This is a genomic window from Prevotella sp. C561, from assembly GCF_000224595.1.
In the GTDB taxonomy this organism is placed as follows: Bacteria; Bacteroidota; Bacteroidia; order Bacteroidales; family Bacteroidaceae; genus Prevotella; species Prevotella jejuni.
Map to the genome: position 1 here is coordinate 278,581 of NZ_JH114140.1, position 22,282 is coordinate 300,862.

Below are 22,282 nucleotides of genomic sequence, written 5' to 3' on the forward strand. Positions count from 1 at the left end.
TTGGGGAATATAATTATATTTCTTCTGTAAACTCTTCTTCGCTTATTGGAATATGTTTGTCTCTACAGTATTTTTGTATATCTCCATCCAACTTTGGATATTTATCACAAATGTTTTCTAATGCAGCTTTAGATGCCGTAAAATGCTTCTCGTCTGCTGTTAAAGCTGCCTCAACTGATTTAATGAAATCCTTAAAGGGTTGATTAATCTCGCTAAGTTTACTAACTGTCTTAAAGTCTATTTGTCTATCTTTAGCTTCAAACCAGACTTGACTCTCGTACGGATTGGCTTTTAGTAGGATAAAACCAATACCAAAAGAATGGTTAAGACGGGCAAGCTCATCTTTAAGTTCTTCATTGATATCAAAAGCTACAAGGTATCCATTATTAGCCCAACTTGAATTAGAAACAGCTTGAAAGAAACATTTTTTTAGTTCATAATCATTATCTATCTTGCGCTTTAATTCGTATGAATATAGCCGTAAAGACTCTTTCTTGCTTATTGCTTTAAACAATGAATTACTAATAGGATTTGTTTGTTCGACGAACTTTGCACCAATAATATCAGGATGTATCCATTTCTGATGTTCGTCATCTTTCTTGGACTTCTCGTGGAAGATGGTCTTTGCCATAATCCCTTGATGCTGTAGAAAACAGCATAGAAGAGGATGGAGGTCGCGCTCATGAAATGGAACATTAGGTATGGTGCTATCTTGAGTACGTGAGGTTGTTGTCTTACCTATATTCTTAGAATATTCACTAAGGTAATAACAGTATATATTCTTCTCATTCTGATAACGTCCAATACGTGTATCTCCATTCTTAACCATTGTTCCCAAACAGGCAGAAACGGTCGAATCAGGTGTCTTTGCTTTACTATTAAACTTAAAGACTCCTTTATCTAATATGTTTTGATAGACTTCTCTTGCTATAGCTCCTTTAGGAAAATCCTTTAAACTAAGTAATATGGCTTCTTTTATTGTCATAATAACTTAATATTCAAATGTGCCAAACTCACTCTTAATCGTTAAGCTACGCTTGCCTTCTTCGATGTGTCCAACAACTTGTGCATCAATGTTGAAATCCTTGCTAATGGCGATTACCTGCTCAGCAACCTCTGGACGAACATAGATCTCCATACGATGACCCATATTGAATACTTGATACATCTCCTTCCAATCTGTACCGCTACAATCCTTAATAGCACGGAAGAGTGGAGGTACTGGGAACATATTGTCTTTGATGACACGGCAGTTCTCGTTTACGAAGTGTAGTACCTTAGTCTGTGCACCACCTGTGCAATGTACCATACCATGAACCTCTGGGCGCAACTCATCCAACAATCGCTTGATAACAGGGGCATAGGTGCGAGTAGGGGAGAGTACTAACTCACCTGCATTAATTGGACTACCCTCAACAACATCAGTTAGTTTATACTTGCCACTGTATACCAACTCTTCAGGTACTGCGTGGTCATAGCTCTCTGGATAGTTCTCTGCAAGATATTTCGCAAATACATCATGACGTGCAGAAGTCAAACCATTGCTACCCATACCACCATTGTAGCGTGTCTCGTAGGTAGCTTGACCCGTAGAAGAAAGACCTACTATCACATCGCCTGGACGGATGTTTGCATTGTCAATGACATCCTCACGACGCATACGACAGGTAACAGTTGAATCCACAATAATCGTACGAACAAGGTCGCCAACATCTGCTGTTTCACCACCAGTAGGGTAGATGCCGATACCCATCTTGCGCATATCGGCTAAGAGTTCATCGGTTCCATTGATGATAGCAGAGATAACCTCGCCTGGTACAAGCATCTTATTACGACCTATAGTTGAGCTAACAAGAATATTGTCTACCGCACCCACACAGAGTAAGTCGTCTGTGTTCATCACAATAGCGTCCTGCGCAATGCCACGCCATACGCTTAAGTCGCCTGTCTCCTTCCAATACATGTAAGCTAAAGCAGACTTCGTTCCGGCACCGTCAGCGTGCATAATATTGCAATACTCTGGGTCTCCACCGAGAATATCAGGGATTATCTTACAGAAAGCCTGTGGGTAAAGACCCTTATCAATGTTCTTGATGGCATTATGCACATCTTCCTTAGCAGCACTTACGCCGCGCATCATGTATCTGTTGTCCATATCTTTAAAAAGGAGTTTTATCGTGCAAAGGTAGCTAATATTTGTTGATTATAAGTTGAATTAAAGCATAATTTTCAGGTAAAAGAGGCCTTTTGTGACTCTATAAAAGACTTATCAACTTCCAAGGGTGTTTTAGTGTCCTATCTATGAGAGATTTGTTTGGATTAAATGGAAGCAACATTATTTAGTTTAGAGCGTCTGCTTTTATAGGTTGACCATCTTTTCTTCAGCACGCTGAAGGTCTTCTGGCGTATCAATACCGATTGTTTCTACATCTGTAAGGCCTACCTTTATCTTATAACCATTCTGTAACCAACGCAGCTGTTCGAGGCTTTCTGCCAATTCAAGAGTTGACTGTGGGAGCTTACTAACTTCCCTTAACACCTCAGTACGGTAAGCATAGAGTCCGATATGTTTAAGATAAGGGAAATGAGATAGCCATTCCTCACGTTCTTTCCCACGTACAAAAGGAATAACTGAACGTGAGAAATAAAGAGCATAGCCATCGTTGTCGAGTACTATCTTAGGCGAATTAGGATTCTCCACAGCCTCCATTGACTCAAAAGGTTTACCGAGTGTTGCTATCTGTGTACGTGGGTCATCAAAACACTGCATGACTGTCTCGAGTTGACTTTTTTGTATAAATGGCTCATCACCTTGTATGTTAATAACAATATCAAAGCTTCCATCCACCTTTTCGAGGGCCTCACAGATTCTATCCGTACCACTCTGATGGTCACTCCGAGTCATAATGGCCTTACCACCAAAAGCCTCTACAGCATCATAGATACGCTGGTCATCGGTAGCGACAAAAACATCTTCCATCACACTACTTACTTGTCTGTAAACATGTTCTATTACAGGTTTCCCTCCAAGTATTGCAAGAGGCTTTCCTGGAAAGCGTGAAGAACTATAGCGAGCAGGGATAATTCCAATAAATTTCATACGTCTTTCTATCCGTTTAAGTTATATATACTATCTGTTAAACTTATCAGTATGCGCAAAAGTAGTAAATCTTTATTAAAAAGGCGATGACTTCCTGACTTATTTCCTTTAAATTTACTAAATTTGTTGGCATGATGAAAGTAATATTAATTGGGGCTGGCAATCTCGCTACACAGTTAGGTAAAGCACTCAAAAAGGCAGGTATCAGCATCAATCAAGTGTATAGCCGTACTGAAATATCTGCCAAGATGCTGGGTGAACTGCTTGATACTGAGTGGCTAACAGATATCACGAAACTTCGTGATGATGCAGAGATATACATCCTTTCGGTGAAGGATAGCGTTCTCTGTGACTTGATTTCAGAGGTTTGTAAGGGTAGGGAAGATAAGTTGTTCCTCCATACAGCAGGCTCTATGCCCATGAGTTGCTTTGAAGGGAAGGCGCAGCATTATGGCGTATTCTATCCTATGCAGACGTTCTCGAAGGTAAAGGATGTCAATTTTAAGACTATCCCAGTGTTTATAGAAGGTAATTCTGCAGCAACAGAGGATATGATTAGGAATTTTGCTAATAGGCTTTCTCAACGAGTGATAACGTTGTCTTCTGCTGATAGAAAGTATCTACACTTAGCTGCAGTATGGGCTTGTAACTTCACGAATTACTGTTACACCGTAGCTTCCGACATACTTGGTGAACATGGTATCCCTTTCGATGTCATGTTGCCATTGATTAATGAGACAACAGAGAAGCTACAAACACTTAGTCCGAAAGCGGCACAAACCGGACCGGCTGTACGTGGAGACAAGAATGTGATGAGCCAACAGTTAGAGTTGATGAGACACAACGCTGATTTACAAAAGCTTTATCAAATGCTTTCAAAAGGGATTAATCCAATGGTGGATAATCTCATTTTGGACAAAAAAGAAGATTAAAAGCAAACTTAAATAGCTAAGTGTAACTACCTATAATTATATTACTTATATCATAACTTTATTATTCTTGATTATATGATAAACTACGATTTACAGAAGATAAAGGCTGTTGTCTTTGATGTCGACGGTGTTCTGTCTGCTTCTACCATTCAGATGGACGACAAGGGTGACCCACTACGTACGATAAATATCAAAGATGGATATGCTATTCAGTTAGCTGTAAAGCATGGCATACAGCTTGCTATTATGACAGGTGGCCATAATGAGAATGTTCGTTGGCGTTATGATTATCTTGGAGTGAAGGATATTTATATCAACTGTTCGATGAAGATACGCACATGGGAGGAGTTTCTTAAGAAGTATGGGCTACAGGAAGATGAAATCATCTACGTTGGTGATGATATTCCAGACTATGAAGTTATGAAACGTGCAGGCTGCCCCTGCTGTCCTAAAGACGCTTGTACTGAAATTAAAGAGATATCAACTTATATCAGTGATTGCAAGGGAGGACAAGGAGTAGCACGTGATATACTTGAACAAGTGATGAAAGCTCAAGGCAAATGGGTGCTGAATGAGAAAGCTTTCGGTTGGTAAATAGATGATAATGAAGCATATTATACTTGCGAGTAATTCGCCACGTCGACGTGAGCTATTAGCTGGGTTAGACTTAGAATTTGAAGTGAAAGTACTGCCCGACATAGATGAGTCCTATCCAAAAGACCTACCTGCTGCAGAAGTGGCAGGTTATATCTCCCGTGAAAAGGCAGACTCCTATCGAGCTTTGATAGGGGAGGACGACCTTGTTATAACGGCCGACACGGTTGTGATAGTTGGAAATGAGGTGCTTGGAAAACCTAAAGATGCGGATGAAGCACGGCGTATGCTTCATCTTATCAGCGGTAGAACGCATCAGGTCATTACTGGTGTTTGTTTGTTGACTACCGATAAAGAACATTCATTCTCAGTGACAACTGATGTCACTTTCAAGCAGCTCTCTGATGATGAAATTATTTATTACATAGAGCATTACAAGCCTTTCGATAAAGCAGGAGCTTATGGTATTCAAGAATGGATTGGGTATATTGGAGTCACATCCATCAACGGCAGTTATTTTAATGTAATGGGATTGCCTGTGCAAAGGTTATGGGAAGAAATAAAGAAGATATGATATGAAGACTATTCTCATCCTTGTCGGGAAAACACAGAGTAAGATATTTAAGGTTGGCATAGACGACTATGTCAGTCGTATTGAGCATTATATGCCGTTTAATATTACGATAATTCCAGAATTGAAAAATACGAAGAGCCTTTCAGAAGACCAGCAGAAACAAAAGGAAGGTGAACTGATCTTGAAGGAAATTCAGCCTTCAGATACAGTCGTATTATTAGACGAGCATGGTGCAGAATACCGTTCTGTTGAGTATGCGAATTGGTTGAAACAAAAGCAAAACACGGCTCGCAGACTTGTTTTCATTATTGGAGGACCGTATGGATTCTCGTCAGATGTCTATGTACGGGCCAATGAAAAAATATCATTATCACGTATGACTTTCTCACACCAAATGGTCAGACTCATCTTTACAGAGCAACTTTATCGAGCATGTACAATTATTAAAGGTGAACCATATCACCATGAATAAAGGCCTCTTTTAGCATTACGAAATTGCAAGAAAGGCCTTTCTTAAAATAATGGCAGTTATGATAAATAGGGCATGTGGATAGGTTGTTTATTCATTCATGGTGCGTTATATTAATATTAAAAAGGTAAGTTTTATAATCAGCAAAGAAATAACAAAATATATCGAAAAGGCCATTACTGAGCATTTTCAGTCCTTTCTACCTGTAGTTTGGCTTTTAGTTGTCCCAAGCAAAAAGGCCATTACTGAGCATATTCAGTCCTTTCTACCTGTAGTTTGGCTTTTTGCTATCCCAAACAAAAAGGCCATTACTGAGAATATTCAGTTCTTCCTACCTATATATCAGTAATTGTATTCAGTCTATCTATTCGTTTTATCAATGTCTGCAACAAGTAAATCAACTACAAGAACATACATAGCCATAGATCTTAAATCGTTCTATGCCAGTGTAGAATGTGTAGAGCGTGGACTCGACCCATTGACGACTAACTTAGTTGTTGCAGATAGAGAACGAACAGAAAAGACGATTTGTCTTGCCGTATCTCCGTCACTTAAGGCACATGGCATACCTGGGCGTGCACGCCTCTTTGAGGTTGTTCAGCGGCTAAGAGAAGTCAATGAAGAGCGTAGAAAGGCTGCTGGTAAAGAGTTTTCAGGTAAGTCATATAGTGTAAAAGAGCTTGAACAACACCCTGATTGGGAGATTGACTATGTGACAGCCTTACCTCGTATGTCACACTATATCAGGCATAGTGCAAAGATCTATAATATCTACTTACGTTACATAGCACCCGAAGACATACACGTATATTCGATAGATGAGGTCTTTATCGACGCCACCGCATATCTTTCAAGCTACCAAATGACAGCTCACGAATTGGCGATAAAGATGATACGTGAGGTTTTAAGCGAGACGGGAATCACTGCAACAGCAGGGATAGGTACGAACATGTATCTTTGTAAGATTGCCATGGACATTGTAGCGAAACATATCCCTGCAGATAAAGACGGGGTTAGAATTGCTGAATTAGACGAAGAAAGCTATCGCAAAAAACTCTGGGACCATCGTCCCTTAACCGATTTCTGGCGTGTAGGAGGAGGTATTGCACAACGTTTGTCGATGTATGGTATAGACACAATGGGTAAGATAGCACGTTGTTCTATTCATCAAGAAGAATTGTTGTATAAGCTCTTCGGTATCAATGCAGAACTACTCATTGATCATGCTTGGGGATGGGAACCATGCACAATGGAGTTGGTTAAGGCTTACAGACCAGAGAACTGTTCGATGAGTAGTGGTCAGGTGCTTCAGGAAGCCTACACTTATCGCAAGGCAAGGGTCGTCGTCCAAGAGATGGCTGACGCTATAGCGTTAGACTTAGTAGAGAAACGTTGCGTGGCAGACCAGCTTGTCTTGTCCGTAGGCTATGACCGTGAGAGCCTTACCACCCCTACTGGTCGCGAATATACTGGTCCTGTATCCTTTGATAGATATGGTAGGAAAGTTCCCAAGAGGGCTCATGGTTCTATCAATCTCCATCGTTACACCTCTTCGTCACGACTGATAGGTGAAGCTATCCTTAGGGTTTATGATGATATTACAGACAAACGCTTATTAATAAGAAGACTGAGCATCTCAACCAATCATGTTATCAGTGAAGACCTCTTAAAACAGCAGACTGTTAAGCCGATAGAGCTTGACATGTTTACTGACTATGAAGAGGTAAAGCGGAAAAAGCAGCTTGAAGACGCCGAATTGGCACGTGAACGTAAGATGCAAGAAACTATCTTAAAGATAAAACATAGGTTTGGAAAAAACTCATTGCTTCGTGGTCTTAACTTCGATGAAGGGGCTACAGCAATGGAACGGAACAAACAGATAGGAGGACATAAAGCATGACAGAGACTTACGATGACATCATTCATCTACCACATCATGTATCTAAAAGCCATCCACAGATGAGCCTTTACAATCGTGCAGCACAGTTTGCTCCCTTTGCAGCTTTGACGGGCTACGAGGAAGCTATCATCGAAACGGCTCGGTTAACAGCTCCTAAAGTTGACATGATGGAGGACAATCAGCAGTTATTAGATAGAAAGCTCGCATTACTTTCTCATTCTTTAAGAGAACAGCCTACGGTCTCTATCACTTATTTTCAGCCTGATAAGAAAAAGACTGGAGGACAGTATCTTACCGTCACGGGAGTTATTAAATGTATTCGTGATAGTGAACGTGTCATTCTTATGGCTGATGGTAAAAGCGTTTCCATTGATACTATTATAAATATAGATGGTGATATCTTTTCTTCAGAAGAATACCCATCACCCGATGATGAGCTCTTTTAAAACCTATTACTATCCGATAAGAATTGCATGACTATATCCTTATCGCATCTACATTTTATCTTTAGCGTCCTCACACACCTTATATTATAATAGAGAATAGGGGCGAAAGCATTCTCTTTCCCCTACTCTTCTCCCCTATCCTACTTTCCTATCTCTCCCGTATAATGAACTATTCGTCCCTCACTTGTCACCCCCTCGATGATAAGACGATAAGTTGAGCGATATTCGGCAGGGAAGAGCAGACGGAAAGACGTTCCTCGTAAGGAAGGCAACCACATGGGTGTACGTGCGTTAGGGGTGTAAGCTTGTGGGATTTGATAGCCCAATGTCGTAAATGTCTTCGTATTTGTCAGTGGGACAGAAGCTGCTTTGAAATCTCCTTTCTTGGTCGTTACGGAGATAACTCCCATCCCTCCGATAGCTCCCCAGATAACTGTTGAACCACCCTTAAAGACATCTACTCTCTCTACATCAGCCATTTGAATATTGTCTAAGTCGTAATCTTCATTAACAAATATACCGTCTATGGCGATTGCGGCCGGTCGTCTTCCTCCCACAGTAAAACCACCTCTAACGTAACACTTCCCAAACTCAACCGTCACACTGGGCACTCTGCGCAGTAGTTCATGCAGACAAGTAGCGCCAATGCTCTCGATGTCACGCAATCCGAAGGAGAAATCAGCGGTACGAGAATAGGCATCTGAACGAGAGGAATAGGTGGGCTGATGGCTAAATACATTCACTTCCTCCATTTGAATACCGCCTTTTGGTAGCTCTAATGTTGCATCAACACGTGTTGTGTCATTGCTTGTCCATACGAAAGGAGGGAGTTGACCTTTATAGGAAGGGTACTCATCTTCATCTAACAGTAGTTTTACCCATGATTTCCCAGCCTTTGTAAATGCATTCAGAACATACTGTGTCCCTTCAGGAAAGTCTATCCCTTCAAATGAAAATCTCCCTTGTGCATCGGTCTTAGTCACAACATAAAAGCTTTTGTCGGGTGAAATGAGATTTACAACACCGTCTTTTATTGGTTTATGTCCTATCAACGACTCTACTCGCCCACGTATCACAGCCGACTTTTCAACCCCTATTAGGCCCTTCTTACATTCTCCTTTAATCACATCAGACATTCGGTATCGATTCCAACTACAACTATCAAGCAGGCTATCTGACTCGCTCTCTAAACATACGGACGATGGTTCCTCTGGGCAATCAGCCTTATCCATATCAAATAATAGATGAGAAATAATATCCGACTGCCCTACTGTGTTGTCTACACCAGCATATTCTACACGTACTGAAACATCCATCGTCTCTCCTTCTCGCAAGCTATCAGCTTTAATAATACAAGGAATTTGATTGTTATTAAGCTTTTCGCCGTCTGTCCATCTTACTGAAATCGGACATAACTCCTTCTCTGGATATACGAACTTCAATCGTTCTGCTACCTTATTGAGTTTAGTGTCGAGTAGTTGGAATGAATAAATACCTCCTTGAGAAAGACTGTCATAACTCAAAATAACATCTTTCTCTTTGCTTATCTTTCCAAAATAAAGCGGGATGGAACGGCAATGTACGAAGAGTCTATAGTCGTCCTCTGAATTATCAGATAGATTCTCAATACTTACTTTAATTCCTTTCTTTAAGACATTGATTAATAAGTTAATACTATTATTAGCTTCTTCTCTATTTAAGCTACTACTATACTTAGAAGGAGTCAACCTCCCATGCCCACCGATAAAGATACTTTTCAGACTTTCATAACGACTAAGGTTCAGCATATTCTTCGTATAGCTACGCAACACATATCGCCCTTTCACCACACCTTCTGGGATGTCTATATGTCCTACAAAGCCCTGATCGCTACGCAGTAAACGTACTCTTTTTACAACCAAACGCTCTGGATTAAGCAGTTCTACATATACATAGCGACTGATACTATCTGCCTGATGGACCACCGCATTAACTAAGAAGACCCGCAGATGTATTCGTTGTCCTGCTTGATAACTTTCGGCATCAGTAAACACGTATGTCTTCTCTTGCGGATACAACTGTACTTGACGAAGTACACGACTCAACAAGACATTGTTTGTCTGTGCATACAATGATGTATGAAAGCATATTAGCAATATGACGAACAGTAGTTTTCTCATATAGATAGGCATCAGTAAATAAATATCTGCAATAGATTTTCAAGAATAAAGATAATCATCTGTAGAATTATATGCAAACTTACACAAAATTATTAAATAATTCAATTAAAAAAAGAAAAACCATACTTAACCATAGAAAATCCTTTTTTCTTTAACTTTTTAGGGTGCTCTCTGTGAGAAAAAGAGACTGTCAACGAGTCGTGAGATACAGACTTAGAGAGGTGAAAGGGTACAGTCTTAACTCTCTCCACCCTCTTTTGGTCATTAGACCAATGATAATTCGTCAATATTTTTCGCCCTTCATGGAAGTAGTACACGCCCTTTAAGGATCAAGAAGAGGCCTAACAACCTTCAAGAAGATGCTCTTCTTGCATGTAGAAGACGCTCTTCTTGGAGCAAGAAGAGCATGTTCTTCAATACTATTTATAATATCCTGATTTATCGAAAGTTACAAACTTACTCTCAAGGGATTATATACTCATATATAGAGGACGTTCAATCCAATTTTATGTAATGATTTTTCATAGCCTTACTAATTATCCTGATGTATCGAACATCAACCATTATCTCCTCTATAGAGTCACAGGAAAGTATAGTAGTGTTCGACCTTCTCTCATAAAGAAATGGTCTCTAAGATATAAAAGGAATATCTGGAACATCAACCGAAAAGCCAAATAAGCCTTATGATTGCCGTGATAAAGAGAAGAATAAGCCACTAATGACCAACTTAAAAAGAGAACATGTTTATCAGAAAATAAGACTATCAACGATTTAAGCGACAATACCAATGATGCGAATTGTAGCCCTTTGCAGTCTAATAATCAAATTGACTCAAAAGGTTCTGTGCTTATACTACCCATATTACAGAAACATTTCGTAAATTTGCAAGTCAATAGGTAGGTTCTTACTATTGGTAGACAAAGATTGTTGGCAATGTCGTTTGTCATCGAGAACAATACTGACATAATAGCCTACAAATAACAATTAGAGAAGAGAAAACAATGATATATCCCAAAAACTTTGAACAAAAGATAGGCTTCACAGAGGTGCGTTCACTCCTGCGAGCACGATGCTTATCGCCTTTAGGTAAGGAACAAGTTGACGCAATGGCCTTTTCTACTGACGCTACTCAGGTGAACACCTGGATGGAAGAGATTAGAGAGTTTCGTAGAATACAAGAGGGACAAGACGACTTCCCCTTAGATAATTTCTTTGATGTACGTGAGAGTGTTGCGCGAATACGCTTGGAAGGAACTCACATGGAGGTGGATGAGCTCTTCGATCTGAAGCGTTCTTTAGAGACAATCATCGCTATTGTCAACTTTCTGAGCCGTGGAGAAGACACTGAACAAGGCGAAATACGTCACTACTACCCTGCTCTCTACAACCTTGCAGATGGTGTAGCAACCTTCCCACTACTTGTACAACGTATCTCACAGATTATCGATAAGTTTGGTAAGATGCGTGATAACGCCTCACCCGAACTACTCCAAATACGTCGTGAACTTGCCCATCTCGAAGGGAGTATATCACGAACACTATACGGAATACTACGTGCTGCACAAGGAGAAGGACTGGTTGAGAAGGATGTCACGCCTACGCTGCGCGACGGAAGACTGGTTATTCCTGTCGCACCAGGCCTGAAACGTAAGATTTCGGGTATTGTTCATGATGAGAGCGCAACTGGTAGAACGGTTTATATCGAGCCTACCGAGGTCGTGGAAGCCAATAACAAGATACGAGAACTTGAGAATGAGGAGCGAAGAGAGATAATTCGTATCCTCACAGACTTTGCTAAAAAGGTGCGTCCAAACGTACGTGAGATTCTCGATTCCTATCATCTTATGGCCACAATCGACTTCATTCGTGCAAAAGCTGAGCTTGCTCGACTCTTCAAAAGCTTTGAACCTCAGGTGGCCGAGACGCCTCACATTGATTGGATAAGAGCTATTCATCCCCTACTCCAACTGTCGTTAGAGAGGAAGCATCATGATAAGTTAAATGCTTCTTTACCAGTGAGAAGTGGCGAAACAGATAAAGTTTCTAATGAAGAAGTTAATCCGCAAGATGATGAAACACTATTAGAAGAGGAGAACGAGACCCGTAACTTACCTTCAAGTGTTGTCCCCCTTGATATACAACTCACCAAAGATAAGCATCTACTGATTATCTCTGGTCCGAATGCAGGTGGTAAGTCTGTATGCTTGAAGACGGTGGGTCTACTTCAGTACATGCTTCAATGCGGTCTTTCTATCCCTGTTGGCGACCGTTCAACAACAGGTATCTTTACCGATATAATGATTGACATCGGTGATGAACAAAGTATAGAGAATGACCTTAGTACCTATTCTTCTCACTTGATGAATATGAAGATGATGATGCGTCGTGCGTCAGACCGAACGCTAATACTCATTGATGAGTTTGGAACAGGTACCGAACCGCAGATAGGCGGAGCCATAGCAGAGTCTGTTTTACGCCAATTTTGGAAGAAACATGCCTGGGCTGTGATCACAACTCACTATCAGAACCTTAAGCATTTTGCGGAGGATCACCCCGGAACAGCCAATGGTGCGATGCTATACGACCGTCATGAGATGCGCCCACTCTTTCAGTTAGCTATCGGAAGGCCCGGTAGTTCGTTTGCTATTGAGATTGCTCGTAAGACCGGAATACCTGAGGAAGTAATCCGTGATGCGGCAGAGATTGTTGGTTCTGATTATATTCAGAGTGACAAGTACTTACAGGATATTGTTCGAGACAAGCGTTATTGGGAGAACAAACGACAGACGATTCATAGCCATGAGAAGGAGTTAGAGAAACGTATCAGTCAATATGAAAAGGATATAGCTGCGCTCGAAAAGAGTCGTAAAGAGATTCTTAACCGTGCCAAGACACAGGCAGAAGAGATTATCAAGGAGAGTAATCGTCGGATAGAAAATGCTATCCGTGAAATCAGAGAGAAGCAGGCTGAGAAAGAGGAGACCAAGCGTATCCGTCAAGAACTGGCTGCATACGAAGCTGGACTGACGAATGCTGATAAGGTTGATAAGGCCGATACGACTAACAGAAAGAAGCTGAAAAGTAGCGGACTACTATCTGATGACGACTTTCAAAAGAAGGTTGATAAGATTAAAAGTCGCAAGGAACGCCACGAACAGCACCTGAAAGAAAAAGCTGGTAAGCAACAAGCTGCTGCCGAAGCATTGAAGAATGCCGTGCGTAAACAGCAAGGTGGTGGAGTCATTATGGCTGGTGATACAGTGCGTATAAAGGGACTTACGAGTGTTGGAAAGGTGGAGTCTATTGAAGGAAAACAGGCAACTGTCATCTTTGGAGGTATGAGAACGAAGATGGCTGTTAGTCGTTTGGAACATGTTGATGCGGCTACCATTCAGTCTGAACAGCAACAGTTCCAAGCCTATAACTACAGTCGTGAGACACGTGAGACGATTGACAAGCATCGTAACCAGTTCCGTCAAGAGTTGGATGTACGTGGTATGAGGGCTGACGAAGCACTGAATCAGGTGCAACACTTTATAGATGATGCAATCTTGGTTGGCGCAAGTCAGGTGCGTATCCTCCATGGAAAAGGGAATGGAATACTACGTCAATTAATCCGACAGTACCTTGGCAGTGTTCCTAATGTCACTAACTATCGCGACGAACATGTACAGTTTGGTGGCGCAGGGATTACGGTTGTAGAACTATAAGGCGGTTGACAAGGAAACAGGTTGACGGGTTCACGAGTTGAATGCTTTATTATTTGATAGATAAAAGATATAGGCAATAAATCGAGAAGGCAAGCGTTAATATATTAATATGAACTACCTAAGGCTTTTACACATACTTCGCAAACAAAGACAGGGGCTTCTGTTAGTAGGCTGTGCTACGTTGATACTGATGTCATGTGGTGTAGATAGAAATATAAAGAAAGGTGATAAGCACCTTTCCTTGGGCGAGTATTATGACGCTGCAACCCAATTCAAAACCGCTTATCAGCGTACATCCCCTAAGGATAGACGCCAACGTGGAGAGTTGTCATTGAAGATGGCCGATTGTTACAGCCGTATCGCATCCTCTCAACGGGCCATTGCTGCCTATAGAAACGCTATCCGATATAAACAAGACACTGGTGAGACACATAAAAGTCTGGCTGATAATCTGATGAAGGAAGGCAGCTACACGGAGGCAGTTAAGGAATATCAAATTGCCTTGGATTCGATGCCTAACAATCAACTTATTGCTCAATCGCTGCAAGCAGCATCATTGGCTGCGGGCATGAAGGAGCGTGGCTCGAAGTATATAGTTAAGCGTATGGATGTCTTTAACTCACGTCGACAGGACTACTCACCCATGCTCTTCGGTGATAAATACGACCAGCTTTACTTTACTTCGACACGAAATGAAGCTAAAGGGGACGACTTGAGCGGTATTACTGGTGCAAAGGCTGGGGACATCTTCCTTAGTGAGAAGGATGATAAAGGTAAATGGAGTGCACCAAGAGCGATAGAGTCTGCATTGAACACAGAGGCTGATGAGGGTACTCCTGCGTTCTCTGTAGATGGTAGGGAGATGTATATCACACAGTGCTTGACCGACCCCAGCAATCCTCGTTATGCCCAAATAGCAGTAAGTAATCGCTCTGATGCGGCATGGGGAAAGGCTACTAAGTTGGAGATTAGCCGTGATACCCTATCAAGCTTTGCCCATCCAGCAGTCTCACCAGACGGTAACTGGCTCTATTTCACAAGTGATATGCCTGGTGGAAAAGGTGGTCTTGACATCTGGAGGGTACGTCTGACAGGGGGTACAACAGGAGGAGTTGAGAACCTTGGGGAGCCTATCAATACTCCAGAAGATGAGGAGTTCCCTACTTTCCGACCTAATGGCGACCTTTATTTCTCAAGTAATGGACATGGTGGATTGGGTGGTCTTGACATCTTTATAGCTAAGGTTGGCAATGATCATCATTATCACTTAGAACATCCAGGATATCCTCTTAACTCGCAAGGTGACGACTTTGGTATGACCTTCGAGGGTATTCATAACCGTGGTTTCTTCTCTTCAAACCGCAATGATGGGCGTGGTTGGGACCATATCTACAGTTTTGAACTACCTGAAATCATACAGACTGTGAAGGGATGGGTCTATGAAATGGATGGTTATGAACTGCCTGCTGCACAGGTGTTCATGGTCGGTGATGATGGAACCAACAAGAAGTTGGCTGTCAAAGGAGATGGTTCTTTTGAACAGGAGGTGCACCCTGGCGTCAATTATATCTTCCTTGCAACTTGCAATGGACACTTAAATCATAAAGAGGAGATAAAGGTCGGTAATACAGAAGCATCTGAGGTGCATACGCTTCAATTCCCTTTAGCAGGCATCAACGTACCTGTACTGATAGACAACATCTTCTATGACTTCGATAAAGCGACACTCCGACCAGAATCAGAAACGGCATTAAACACGCTTGTCAACCTTCTTAAGGAGAATCCAAACGTAACTATTGAACTCTCAGCACACACCGACTACCTCGGTTCTGATGCTTATAACAAACGTCTTTCACAGCGACGTGCAGACGCAGTAGTGGCTTATCTCACTGCTCATGGCATTGCTCGCGACCGCCTAACACCTGTAGGATATGGCAAGGAGCGGCCTAAGAAGATTCGTAAGAAGCTCACTGAGAAATACACATGGCTAAAGGAAAACGACGTACTAACCGAGGCTTTCATCAAGAAGCTCGATAAGGAAAAGCAAGAAATAGCCAATCAGTTGAACCGTCGGACTGAGTTTACGGTCCTTCGCACCACGTATGGCATGTTTGATGAGAAGGGAAACCTTAAGCAACAGCCCAAGACAAAGAAGAAGGAGAACCTCGATGATGATGGAACAATACTCATTGATATCCCTTAGTCAATCCTAAGAAGGAGACTGTCTACCACAAACTTCATCTGTCTACCAGCTGATTTGCTAACTTGGCACTATCACCCTAAAAGCTTACAACAGCTTGTTATTGCACATGATAATATGATAAAAGATAAGACTCAACCTACCAAAGTATCACCTTCTACCTGTATCTCTTCTCAAGAAGAGCAAGAAGGAGAAGCTATAGAAAGGAGAACAATAACTCTTCCTTCCGCCTTTACGGATTACACCCGCAGTCTCTTTGGTGATAGCCTGTACCAAACATTCCTCAAAGGGTTGGAAGACACGCCTCCCGTCAGTATCCGTCTTAATCCTTTTAAGTTGGCTGAGAATACGCATAAAGTTAATCCACAGCTTCACCCTCAACCAATCCCTTGGTGTAAAGAAGGCTATTGGTTGGAAACAAGACCTAACTTTACGTTCGACCCACTACTCCATGCTGGGGTCTATTATGTGCAAGAAGCGTCATCAATGTTTCTATCTCATGCGTTGCAATACTACGTGAAACAGCCTGTTATAGCACTCGATCTCTGTGCTGCACCAGGTGGAAAAACAACCTGCGCACGCACTTCCTTACCCGCAGGGTCTATCCTTTTCTCTAACGAACCGATAGGAAAACGAGCACAGATATTGGCTGAAAATGTTCAGAAGTATGGTCATGAGGATGTTATCGTCACAAGTAACTATCCTCGAGACTACCAGAAGTCTAAGCTTACCTTTGATGTTATCATAGCCGATGTACCCTGTTCTGGAGAAGGTATGTTCCGTAAAGACCCACAGTCAATAGCAGAGTGGAGCCCACAGAATGTGGAGAACTGCTGGCAACTACAGCGTAGTATCATTGCTGATATATGGGATAATCTGAAGCCGGGGGGGCTCCTTATTTATTCAACTTGCACCTTTAATGCACATGAAGATGAGGAGAATATAGCATGGATACTCACCGAGTATGATGCTGAACTCCTCTCTCTACCTACAGAAGAGGCATGGAACATAACGGGGTCGCTCATCGGCAACCCTCTTAAAGATGGTCGGGATTTCCCTGTCTACCGTTTCATCCCTGGCAAGACACGTGGAGAAGGAATCTTCATGGCCATCATTCGTAAACGAGGTGAGGATGAAGCACTTACAAAGGAGACTACGCTTAACATCAATAAAACACTAACAGATGCCCGCAAACACCTTCGTATCCTTTCACATGGAGTGAAAGAAGGTATGCAAAAGGGTAAGAATATTATCCCTGATCATACGTTAGCTCTCTCCGTCTCAGCGGACAAATCGACTTATCCCCGTGTAGAAGTTGATTACCAGACAGCCATCGCCTATCTTCGCCATGAGGCTGTCACGCTCTCTACGGAGGCTCCACGTGGTATCGTCCTCCTTACTTATAAGGACTATCCAATAGGCTTTGCAAAGAACCTCGGGAACCGTGCTAACAACCTTTACCCACAAGAATGGCGCATAAAGAGTACACATATTCCAGACGAGCCATCGGTACTTATATAGAGTAAAAACGAACAAGAATTCGCTTAAAAACAATATTCTCCCCAACATATCAGACTTAAATAGACAAATTATGCAACAATACTTAGACCTCCTCAACCGTATCCTTACAGAAGGAACACAGAAAGGTGATAGAACTGGAACAGGAACCTTGTCCATCTTTGGGCATCAGATGCGCTTTGACTTGCGTGATGGTTTTCCTCTGCTGACAACCAAGAAGCTTCATTTGAAGAGTATTATCTATGAATTACTTTGGTTCTTACGTGGCGACACAAATGTGCACTACCTCCAAGAACATGGTGTAAGGATTTGGAACGAATGGGCTGACGAGAATGGTGAGCTCGGTCCTGTCTATGGCCATCAGTGGCGTTCATGGCCTGACTATAAGGGTGGCACGATCGATCAGATTAAGAATGTAGTAGATATGATACGGCATAATCCTAACTCAAGGCGCATGTTGGTCACTGCATGGAACCCAGCTGAGGTTGACGATATGGCACTCCCACCCTGCCACTGTCTCTTCCAGTTCTATGTTGCCGACGGTAGACTATCCCTTCAACTCTATCAGCGTTCGGCCGACAGCTTCCTCGGTGTACCTTTTAACATTGCCTCATACGCTCTCCTACTACAGATGATGGCGCAGGTAACAGGCCTTGAAGCAGGGGAATTTATACATACGACAGGGGACACACACCTCTACCTCAATCACCTTGAACAGGCTAAACTCCAACTAACACGTGAGCCACGTCCGCTACCAAAGATGAAGATTAACCCTGATGTAAAGGACATCTTTGACTTTAAGTATGAGGACTTCGAGCTGACTGATTACGACCCACTACCACATATCCCAGCAGTGGTTGCTGTGTAAAAAACATTCCCTAACACCTCCGAAAAGGAGGGAATGTAGACAAAAAGAGTTGGAGCTTGATAGTAAGTTATGCTCTCCATCTTTCAATATTATAATTTTTATTAGTCAAGAACATCATATCCTTCACCAATGATAAATAGCTTTATCGCAACTACCCCTCCCTCAGAGGGAATGGAGAAGGACACTTATTACCATTATGGAAATAAACATCATCGCAGCAGTAGCAGCCAATCGTGCTATCGGATATCAGAACGATATGGTCTATTTCATCAGTGAAGACCTAAAGCGTTTCAAGCAATTAACAACAGGACACACCGTTATCATGGGGCGTAAAACCTTCCATTCACTCCCAAAAGGTGCGTTGCCTAACCGCAGAAACATCGTACTCAGCAGAACAGAAACCGACTTTCCTAACTGTGATGTCTACTCTTCACTGGAAGAGGCACTGAACCATATCGGTGCAGAAGAACAAGCTTTCATCATTGGAGGAGCAAGTCTTTACAAAGAGGCACTCGCCATTGCAGACCGTCTTTACCTCACTGAGATAGCTGCTACACCTCCACAAGCTGACGTTTTCTTCCCCGACTATAACGATGGCAAATGGGTTGTTGAATCACGCGAGGTACGTCCTGCGACTGACAAAAACCCCGCATACGCTTTTGTAAACTATGTAAGGAAATAGGTTTAGCCCTTTTAACACATGGAGTAAGAACACTTATATAGGCAAGAAGATTTAGGAACTTGCCCTTATAAAGATGTCCGCAAAAGTTGTTGGATAGTTCATCTCCTACAGAGTCATAGATGATAGAGATGCCTATTCGCACACAGAAGAACCCATCAATAGCGTTACGACCGATAGAACGCACCGATCACTTTTGCTAATCATGGTGGGCATGTCTGTGATAATATGTATCTGAATAGCCCTCTGAGAGATATTCTCTGTGTACAAAACACTACGCTACTTTGTGAGGGAAAGATACATTCTATGATTCAAGAGACACAGATGTATAGAGGAAAAAAGGTGTCGTCTTAACTCTATCCACCCTCTTCTATTCCTTAACCCTCCTACTATTCGTCAATATTTTTCGTCCTTCACGGAAGGAGTATATGCCCTTTAAGAATAAAGAAGACGCCCTTCTGCGTTCAAGAACATGCCCTTCTTGCCCCAAGAAGAGCCTCTTCTTGATGCAAGAAGGGCATGTTCTCAAACGTAGTTTATAACAAGCTGATTTCTTGTAGGTTATAAAGTTGATTACAGGAGATATTCTACTCCTATTTAGAGCATGCTTAGCTCCATATTGTGTAATGATTTTTTCCAATGCAACAAGACTATAAGAGAGGTTGATTATAAGCATTATAATAAGGTATAGTAAGGAACCAATAAACAATTCAGCCTCACTAATTAGAGTAGTGAGGCTGGTAGTCTATATTCAAGTAAGCTTAGAATGGTAAGCCAATGGCTAAGTGGAAAGCCTGTGCATCCTTAAACTTTGATATATTATAGAAGCCAGTCTTGCCCGTTTCATAAGGTACATGTAAGCCGACACCCCAATCCAAACGAAGCATGAAGTAGCCAAGGTCGTAGCGTATTCCGACTCCTGTACCAAGCGCCATCTCCTTTAGAACATTCTTGACTCTAAAGTATCCCTCTGGTCTACCATCGTCATAATGCATCGTCCAGACGTTACCAGCATCAAGGAAGAGGGCTCCATAGAGTGAACCCACAAGATGAGGACGATACTCTACATTGCATTGAAACTTGATGTCGCCCGTCTGCTCGACGTATGAACGACGGCGTTGCGTAGAACGATAACGCCCTGGTCCAATCTGTCGGACGTTGAAAGCACGAATACTATTGGCTCCTCCAACATAGAACTGCTCTGTATAAGGTGCAAAACGACTGTTTCCGTATGCCCACAAAGTACCTACATTGACGTGAGCCGCAATACTGCTCTTCTCAGACAGACTCCATACTTTCGTCATATTGGCATCTATCTTGACAAATTGAGCAAATGGGTTCTTAAACAGTTTCTTGTCTTTTTCACTCCAATGTCTGCCAAATACAGCATAACCAGCAGATAGGATGTTGGACGCTTCACTAACTGTTGTCCACACCTTAATAGGACTCTTATAGCGAGCAGGGCTCATGAAAGTATATTGAAAGAGCATCTTAGGGATGAACTGGTCGGCCAAAGAGACTTCAAGATATGGCACACTGTCAATCAATTCAAGATAACGATCGGTCACATTATGCATATACTCGTATGTTAACGTCAATGGAGAGAACGAATAACTATTACGTTCGTTTGGCTGCCATTGGTAGGTTAACTCCCCAGACACTACATGCCGCTTAAAATACTTAGCACGGTTTAAGACATCAACAGAGGCTTTGAGCGTTGTAGATGGTGTTGTGTAATAAGTACGAGGGACCTTAGGAACATAGACAAGTCCCTTTTCTGCAGCTGCAGCAATCTTCCTTTCTTCACGTGCCCAACGCTTTCTTGGCGGTGTGGCAAAAGGGTTGACGAGTCGAGGGAACTGTAGGCTGGCTTCTGCACCATACTCATAATTATTCAGTCCGAGCCGGTCTCTGCCGTCATCATCGCTACTTGCCGACCATTCATACGAACCATGTAAACGTAAGTCGAACTTCTCACCACCACGAAAGACATTTCGTTTCGTCAAACCGACAATCGCCTCAGGACCATATCTACCACTAGTCTTTCCCTTACCGTAGGCTTCAATGTAGAAGTCGTAAGGCTTATCAAAGACACAATTAATAGTCATATCCAGAATACTACACGTGTCTGTCGTGTCACGAGGAGTAAAAGCAAAGTTCGTTGCAGCAAATACTCCACTACTGTTAAGCTGTTGCTGGGTCTTTTCTACCAGTTCGTTGTTGTAGACAGTACCAGGCCATATCTTCAAGTCATTGGTTATTGTGCGAAGACGGAGAGGCTTGTGCGATCCATTATAATTAACGATAATATCACGGAACCTACTCTGTCGAGAAAGAGAATCCATGAATTGACGCTGCAGATTGATAGTGATTGTACCTATATCCCACTTTCGTAAGACTCTATTACTTACTGAGTCAGCCATCTGCAGACGCATGGAAGCTAAGCCATAGGTGAGAGTTGTGTCGGCAAGATAGCTCGCATCGTTATTCTGATAATAATAGTAACCATTGTTACGGAATAAGTCTGTGATGCGTTTACGCTCCTGTTCGAGTGTCGAAACATCAAAGGCATCCCCTTTATGAATGATTGCTTTATCGAGATTAACCCTTATCAAGCTGTCTGCCGTGGGTGGAAAGTTAACATAGCGAATGCTATCAAGTAGCCACAGACGCCCCATATCAACCGAATATTGCAACCGCATCTTCTTAGGATTACGCTGTGCAAGTTTCTCATAGGTTATCTTCCCATTGAAATAACCACGTTTGCGTAAGAGGTTCTCACCAACAGTAACACGTAAGTCGGGGGCTGTTGAGTTCATTAACACAGGTGTAGAGCCAAACGCACGAACCAACCATCGACTGAAGGAGGTCGTATCCTGTGAGAAAGCATTCCATATCCACAGACCAACAGGGAAAGGAGAACGCACGCTGGGACTGCCCATCCACGACGCATTTGGCTTAGTAGCAAGGACAACATCTAACTCACCCTTCACATCATTAAAGTGTTGGTTAGGCTGATAGTTACTGTATTTTGTCTTCTCCATGCCCGTGTATAAGTGTTCACCATCAGGAATTGCTGAGGTCGTACTACAGGCTACAAGTAGGGAAAGGAAAGCCATGAAAGAAAGTACTT

At 42.2% G+C, this 22,282-nt stretch carries 16 protein-coding genes; 11 read left to right on the forward strand and 5 right to left on the reverse strand.

Annotated features, from left to right (window positions below; all coding sequences use genetic code 11):
- Nucleotides 1-13 precede the first annotated feature (13 nt).
- From HMPREF0666_RS02670 to kdsB, 3 genes are all read right to left on the reverse strand, one after another.
- Complete coding sequence (locus HMPREF0666_RS02670; RefSeq protein ID WP_009010763.1) at nt 14-985, reverse strand: membrane protein; 972 nt, start codon at nt 983-985, stop codon at nt 14-16.
- Nucleotides 986-991: 6 nt separating this feature from the next.
- Nucleotides 992-2,155, reverse strand: a complete 1,164-nt coding sequence (locus HMPREF0666_RS02675) for an AIR synthase-related protein (RefSeq protein WP_009010764.1) — start codon at nt 2,153-2,155, stop codon at nt 992-994.
- Between the two features lie 204 nt (nt 2,156-2,359).
- Complete coding sequence (gene kdsB / locus HMPREF0666_RS02680; protein ID WP_009010765.1) at nt 2,360-3,100, reverse strand: 3-deoxy-manno-octulosonate cytidylyltransferase; 741 nt, start codon at nt 3,098-3,100, stop codon at nt 2,360-2,362.
- A 131-nt stretch (nt 3,101-3,231) separates the two neighbouring features.
- Here kdsB and HMPREF0666_RS02685 point away from each other — a divergent pair, with 131 nt between their 5' ends.
- The 6 genes from HMPREF0666_RS02685 to HMPREF0666_RS02715 all read left to right on the forward strand — a co-directional run bounded on the left by HMPREF0666_RS02685 (nt 3,232) and on the right by HMPREF0666_RS02715 (nt 8,015).
- Complete coding sequence (locus tag HMPREF0666_RS02685; RefSeq protein WP_042855906.1) at nt 3,232-4,032, forward strand: Rossmann-like and DUF2520 domain-containing protein; 801 nt, start codon at nt 3,232-3,234, stop codon at nt 4,030-4,032.
- A gap of 75 nt (nt 4,033-4,107) precedes the next feature.
- The gene (locus HMPREF0666_RS02690; protein ID WP_009010767.1) at nt 4,108-4,626 is read left to right on the forward strand and encodes an HAD family hydrolase; all 519 of its coding nucleotides are present in this window, start codon (nt 4,108-4,110) and stop codon (nt 4,624-4,626) included.
- 10 nt (nt 4,627-4,636) lie between these two features.
- Complete coding sequence (locus HMPREF0666_RS02695) at nt 4,637-5,200, forward strand: Maf-like protein (RefSeq protein ID WP_009010768.1); 564 nt, start codon at nt 4,637-4,639, stop codon at nt 5,198-5,200.
- A 1-nt stretch (nt 5,201) separates the two neighbouring features.
- Nucleotides 5,202-5,672, forward strand: a complete 471-nt coding sequence (gene rlmH / locus HMPREF0666_RS02700; protein ID WP_009010769.1) for a 23S rRNA (pseudouridine(1915)-N(3))-methyltransferase RlmH — start codon at nt 5,202-5,204, stop codon at nt 5,670-5,672.
- Nucleotides 5,673-6,048: 376 nt separating this feature from the next.
- The gene (locus tag HMPREF0666_RS02710) at nt 6,049-7,569 is read left to right on the forward strand and encodes a DNA methylase (protein ID WP_009010771.1); all 1,521 of its coding nucleotides are present in this window, start codon (nt 6,049-6,051) and stop codon (nt 7,567-7,569) included.
- Nucleotides 7,566-8,015 (forward strand): hypothetical protein, encoded by a 450-nt coding sequence (locus tag HMPREF0666_RS02715; RefSeq protein WP_009010772.1) that lies wholly within the window; start codon nt 7,566-7,568, stop codon nt 8,013-8,015. Before HMPREF0666_RS02710 ends, HMPREF0666_RS02715 begins: the two co-directional genes overlap by 4 nt.
- Before the next feature lie 140 nt (nt 8,016-8,155).
- Here HMPREF0666_RS02715 and HMPREF0666_RS02720 read toward each other — a convergent pair whose 3' ends face one another.
- Nucleotides 8,156-10,174 (reverse strand): TonB-dependent receptor plug domain-containing protein, encoded by a 2,019-nt coding sequence (locus HMPREF0666_RS02720; protein WP_232214048.1) that lies wholly within the window; start codon nt 10,172-10,174, stop codon nt 8,156-8,158.
- Between the two features lie 1,001 nt (nt 10,175-11,175).
- Here HMPREF0666_RS02720 and HMPREF0666_RS02725 point away from each other — a divergent pair.
- From HMPREF0666_RS02725 to HMPREF0666_RS02745, 5 genes are all read left to right on the forward strand, one after another.
- Nucleotides 11,176-13,884, forward strand: coding sequence for an endonuclease MutS2 (locus HMPREF0666_RS02725; protein ID WP_009010774.1), 2,709 nt, complete (start codon nt 11,176-11,178; stop codon nt 13,882-13,884).
- A 109-nt stretch (nt 13,885-13,993) separates the two neighbouring features.
- Nucleotides 13,994-16,087: an OmpA family protein gene (locus tag HMPREF0666_RS02730; RefSeq protein WP_009010775.1), complete on the forward strand. Its 2,094-nt coding sequence runs from the start codon at nt 13,994-13,996 to the stop codon at nt 16,085-16,087.
- Nucleotides 16,088-16,201: 114 nt separating this feature from the next.
- On the forward strand, nt 16,202-17,605 hold the full coding sequence (locus HMPREF0666_RS02735; RefSeq protein ID WP_009010776.1) for a hypothetical protein: 1,404 nt from the start codon (nt 16,202-16,204) through the stop codon (nt 17,603-17,605).
- Nucleotides 17,606-17,675: 70 nt separating this feature from the next.
- Nucleotides 17,676-18,470 carry a thymidylate synthase gene (locus HMPREF0666_RS02740; RefSeq protein WP_009010777.1) on the forward strand — a complete coding sequence of 265 codons (795 nt, stop codon included), beginning with the start codon at nt 17,676-17,678 and terminating at the stop codon, nt 18,468-18,470.
- 196 nt (nt 18,471-18,666) lie between these two features.
- On the forward strand, nt 18,667-19,152 hold the full coding sequence (locus HMPREF0666_RS02745) for a dihydrofolate reductase (RefSeq protein WP_009010779.1): 486 nt from the start codon (nt 18,667-18,669) through the stop codon (nt 19,150-19,152).
- Between the two features lie 758 nt (nt 19,153-19,910).
- On the opposite strand, the gene HMPREF0666_RS02750 is transcribed toward HMPREF0666_RS02745, so the two are convergent.
- A complete protein-coding gene (locus tag HMPREF0666_RS02750) occupies nt 19,911-22,268 on the reverse strand; it encodes a BamA/TamA family outer membrane protein (RefSeq protein ID WP_198010532.1) in 2,358 nt (785 codons plus the stop codon).
- Nucleotides 22,269-22,282 lie beyond the last annotated feature (14 nt).

What these genes read in the sequence shown, in the direction of transcription:
- HMPREF0666_RS02670 (WP_009010763.1), bottom strand. Translation starts at nt 985, where the DNA reads ATGACAATAAAAGAAGCCATATTACTTAGTTTAAAGGATTTTCCTAAA.
- HMPREF0666_RS02675 (WP_009010764.1), bottom strand. Translation starts at nt 2,155, where the DNA reads ATGGACAACAGATACATGATGCGCGGCGTAAGTGCTGCTAAGGAAGAT.
- kdsB (WP_009010765.1), bottom strand. Translation starts at nt 3,100, where the DNA reads ATGAAATTTATTGGAATTATCCCTGCTCGCTATAGTTCTTCACGCTTT.
- HMPREF0666_RS02685 (WP_042855906.1), top strand. Translation starts at nt 3,232, where the DNA reads ATGATGAAAGTAATATTAATTGGGGCTGGCAATCTCGCTACACAGTTA.
- HMPREF0666_RS02690 (WP_009010767.1), top strand. Translation starts at nt 4,108, where the DNA reads ATGATAAACTACGATTTACAGAAGATAAAGGCTGTTGTCTTTGATGTC.
- HMPREF0666_RS02695 (WP_009010768.1), top strand. Translation starts at nt 4,637, where the DNA reads ATGAAGCATATTATACTTGCGAGTAATTCGCCACGTCGACGTGAGCTA.
- rlmH (WP_009010769.1), top strand. Translation starts at nt 5,202, where the DNA reads ATGAAGACTATTCTCATCCTTGTCGGGAAAACACAGAGTAAGATATTT.
- HMPREF0666_RS02710 (WP_009010771.1), top strand. Translation starts at nt 6,049, where the DNA reads ATGTCTGCAACAAGTAAATCAACTACAAGAACATACATAGCCATAGAT.
- HMPREF0666_RS02715 (WP_009010772.1), top strand. Translation starts at nt 7,566, where the DNA reads ATGACAGAGACTTACGATGACATCATTCATCTACCACATCATGTATCT.
- HMPREF0666_RS02720 (WP_232214048.1), bottom strand. Translation starts at nt 10,174, where the DNA reads ATGAGAAAACTACTGTTCGTCATATTGCTAATATGCTTTCATACATCA.
- HMPREF0666_RS02725 (WP_009010774.1), top strand. Translation starts at nt 11,176, where the DNA reads ATGATATATCCCAAAAACTTTGAACAAAAGATAGGCTTCACAGAGGTG.
- HMPREF0666_RS02730 (WP_009010775.1), top strand. Translation starts at nt 13,994, where the DNA reads ATGAACTACCTAAGGCTTTTACACATACTTCGCAAACAAAGACAGGGG.
- HMPREF0666_RS02735 (WP_009010776.1), top strand. Translation starts at nt 16,202, where the DNA reads ATGATAAAAGATAAGACTCAACCTACCAAAGTATCACCTTCTACCTGT.
- HMPREF0666_RS02740 (WP_009010777.1), top strand. Translation starts at nt 17,676, where the DNA reads ATGCAACAATACTTAGACCTCCTCAACCGTATCCTTACAGAAGGAACA.
- HMPREF0666_RS02745 (WP_009010779.1), top strand. Translation starts at nt 18,667, where the DNA reads ATGGAAATAAACATCATCGCAGCAGTAGCAGCCAATCGTGCTATCGGA.
- HMPREF0666_RS02750 (WP_198010532.1), bottom strand. Translation starts at nt 22,268, where the DNA reads ATGGCTTTCCTTTCCCTACTTGTAGCCTGTAGTACGACCTCAGCAATT.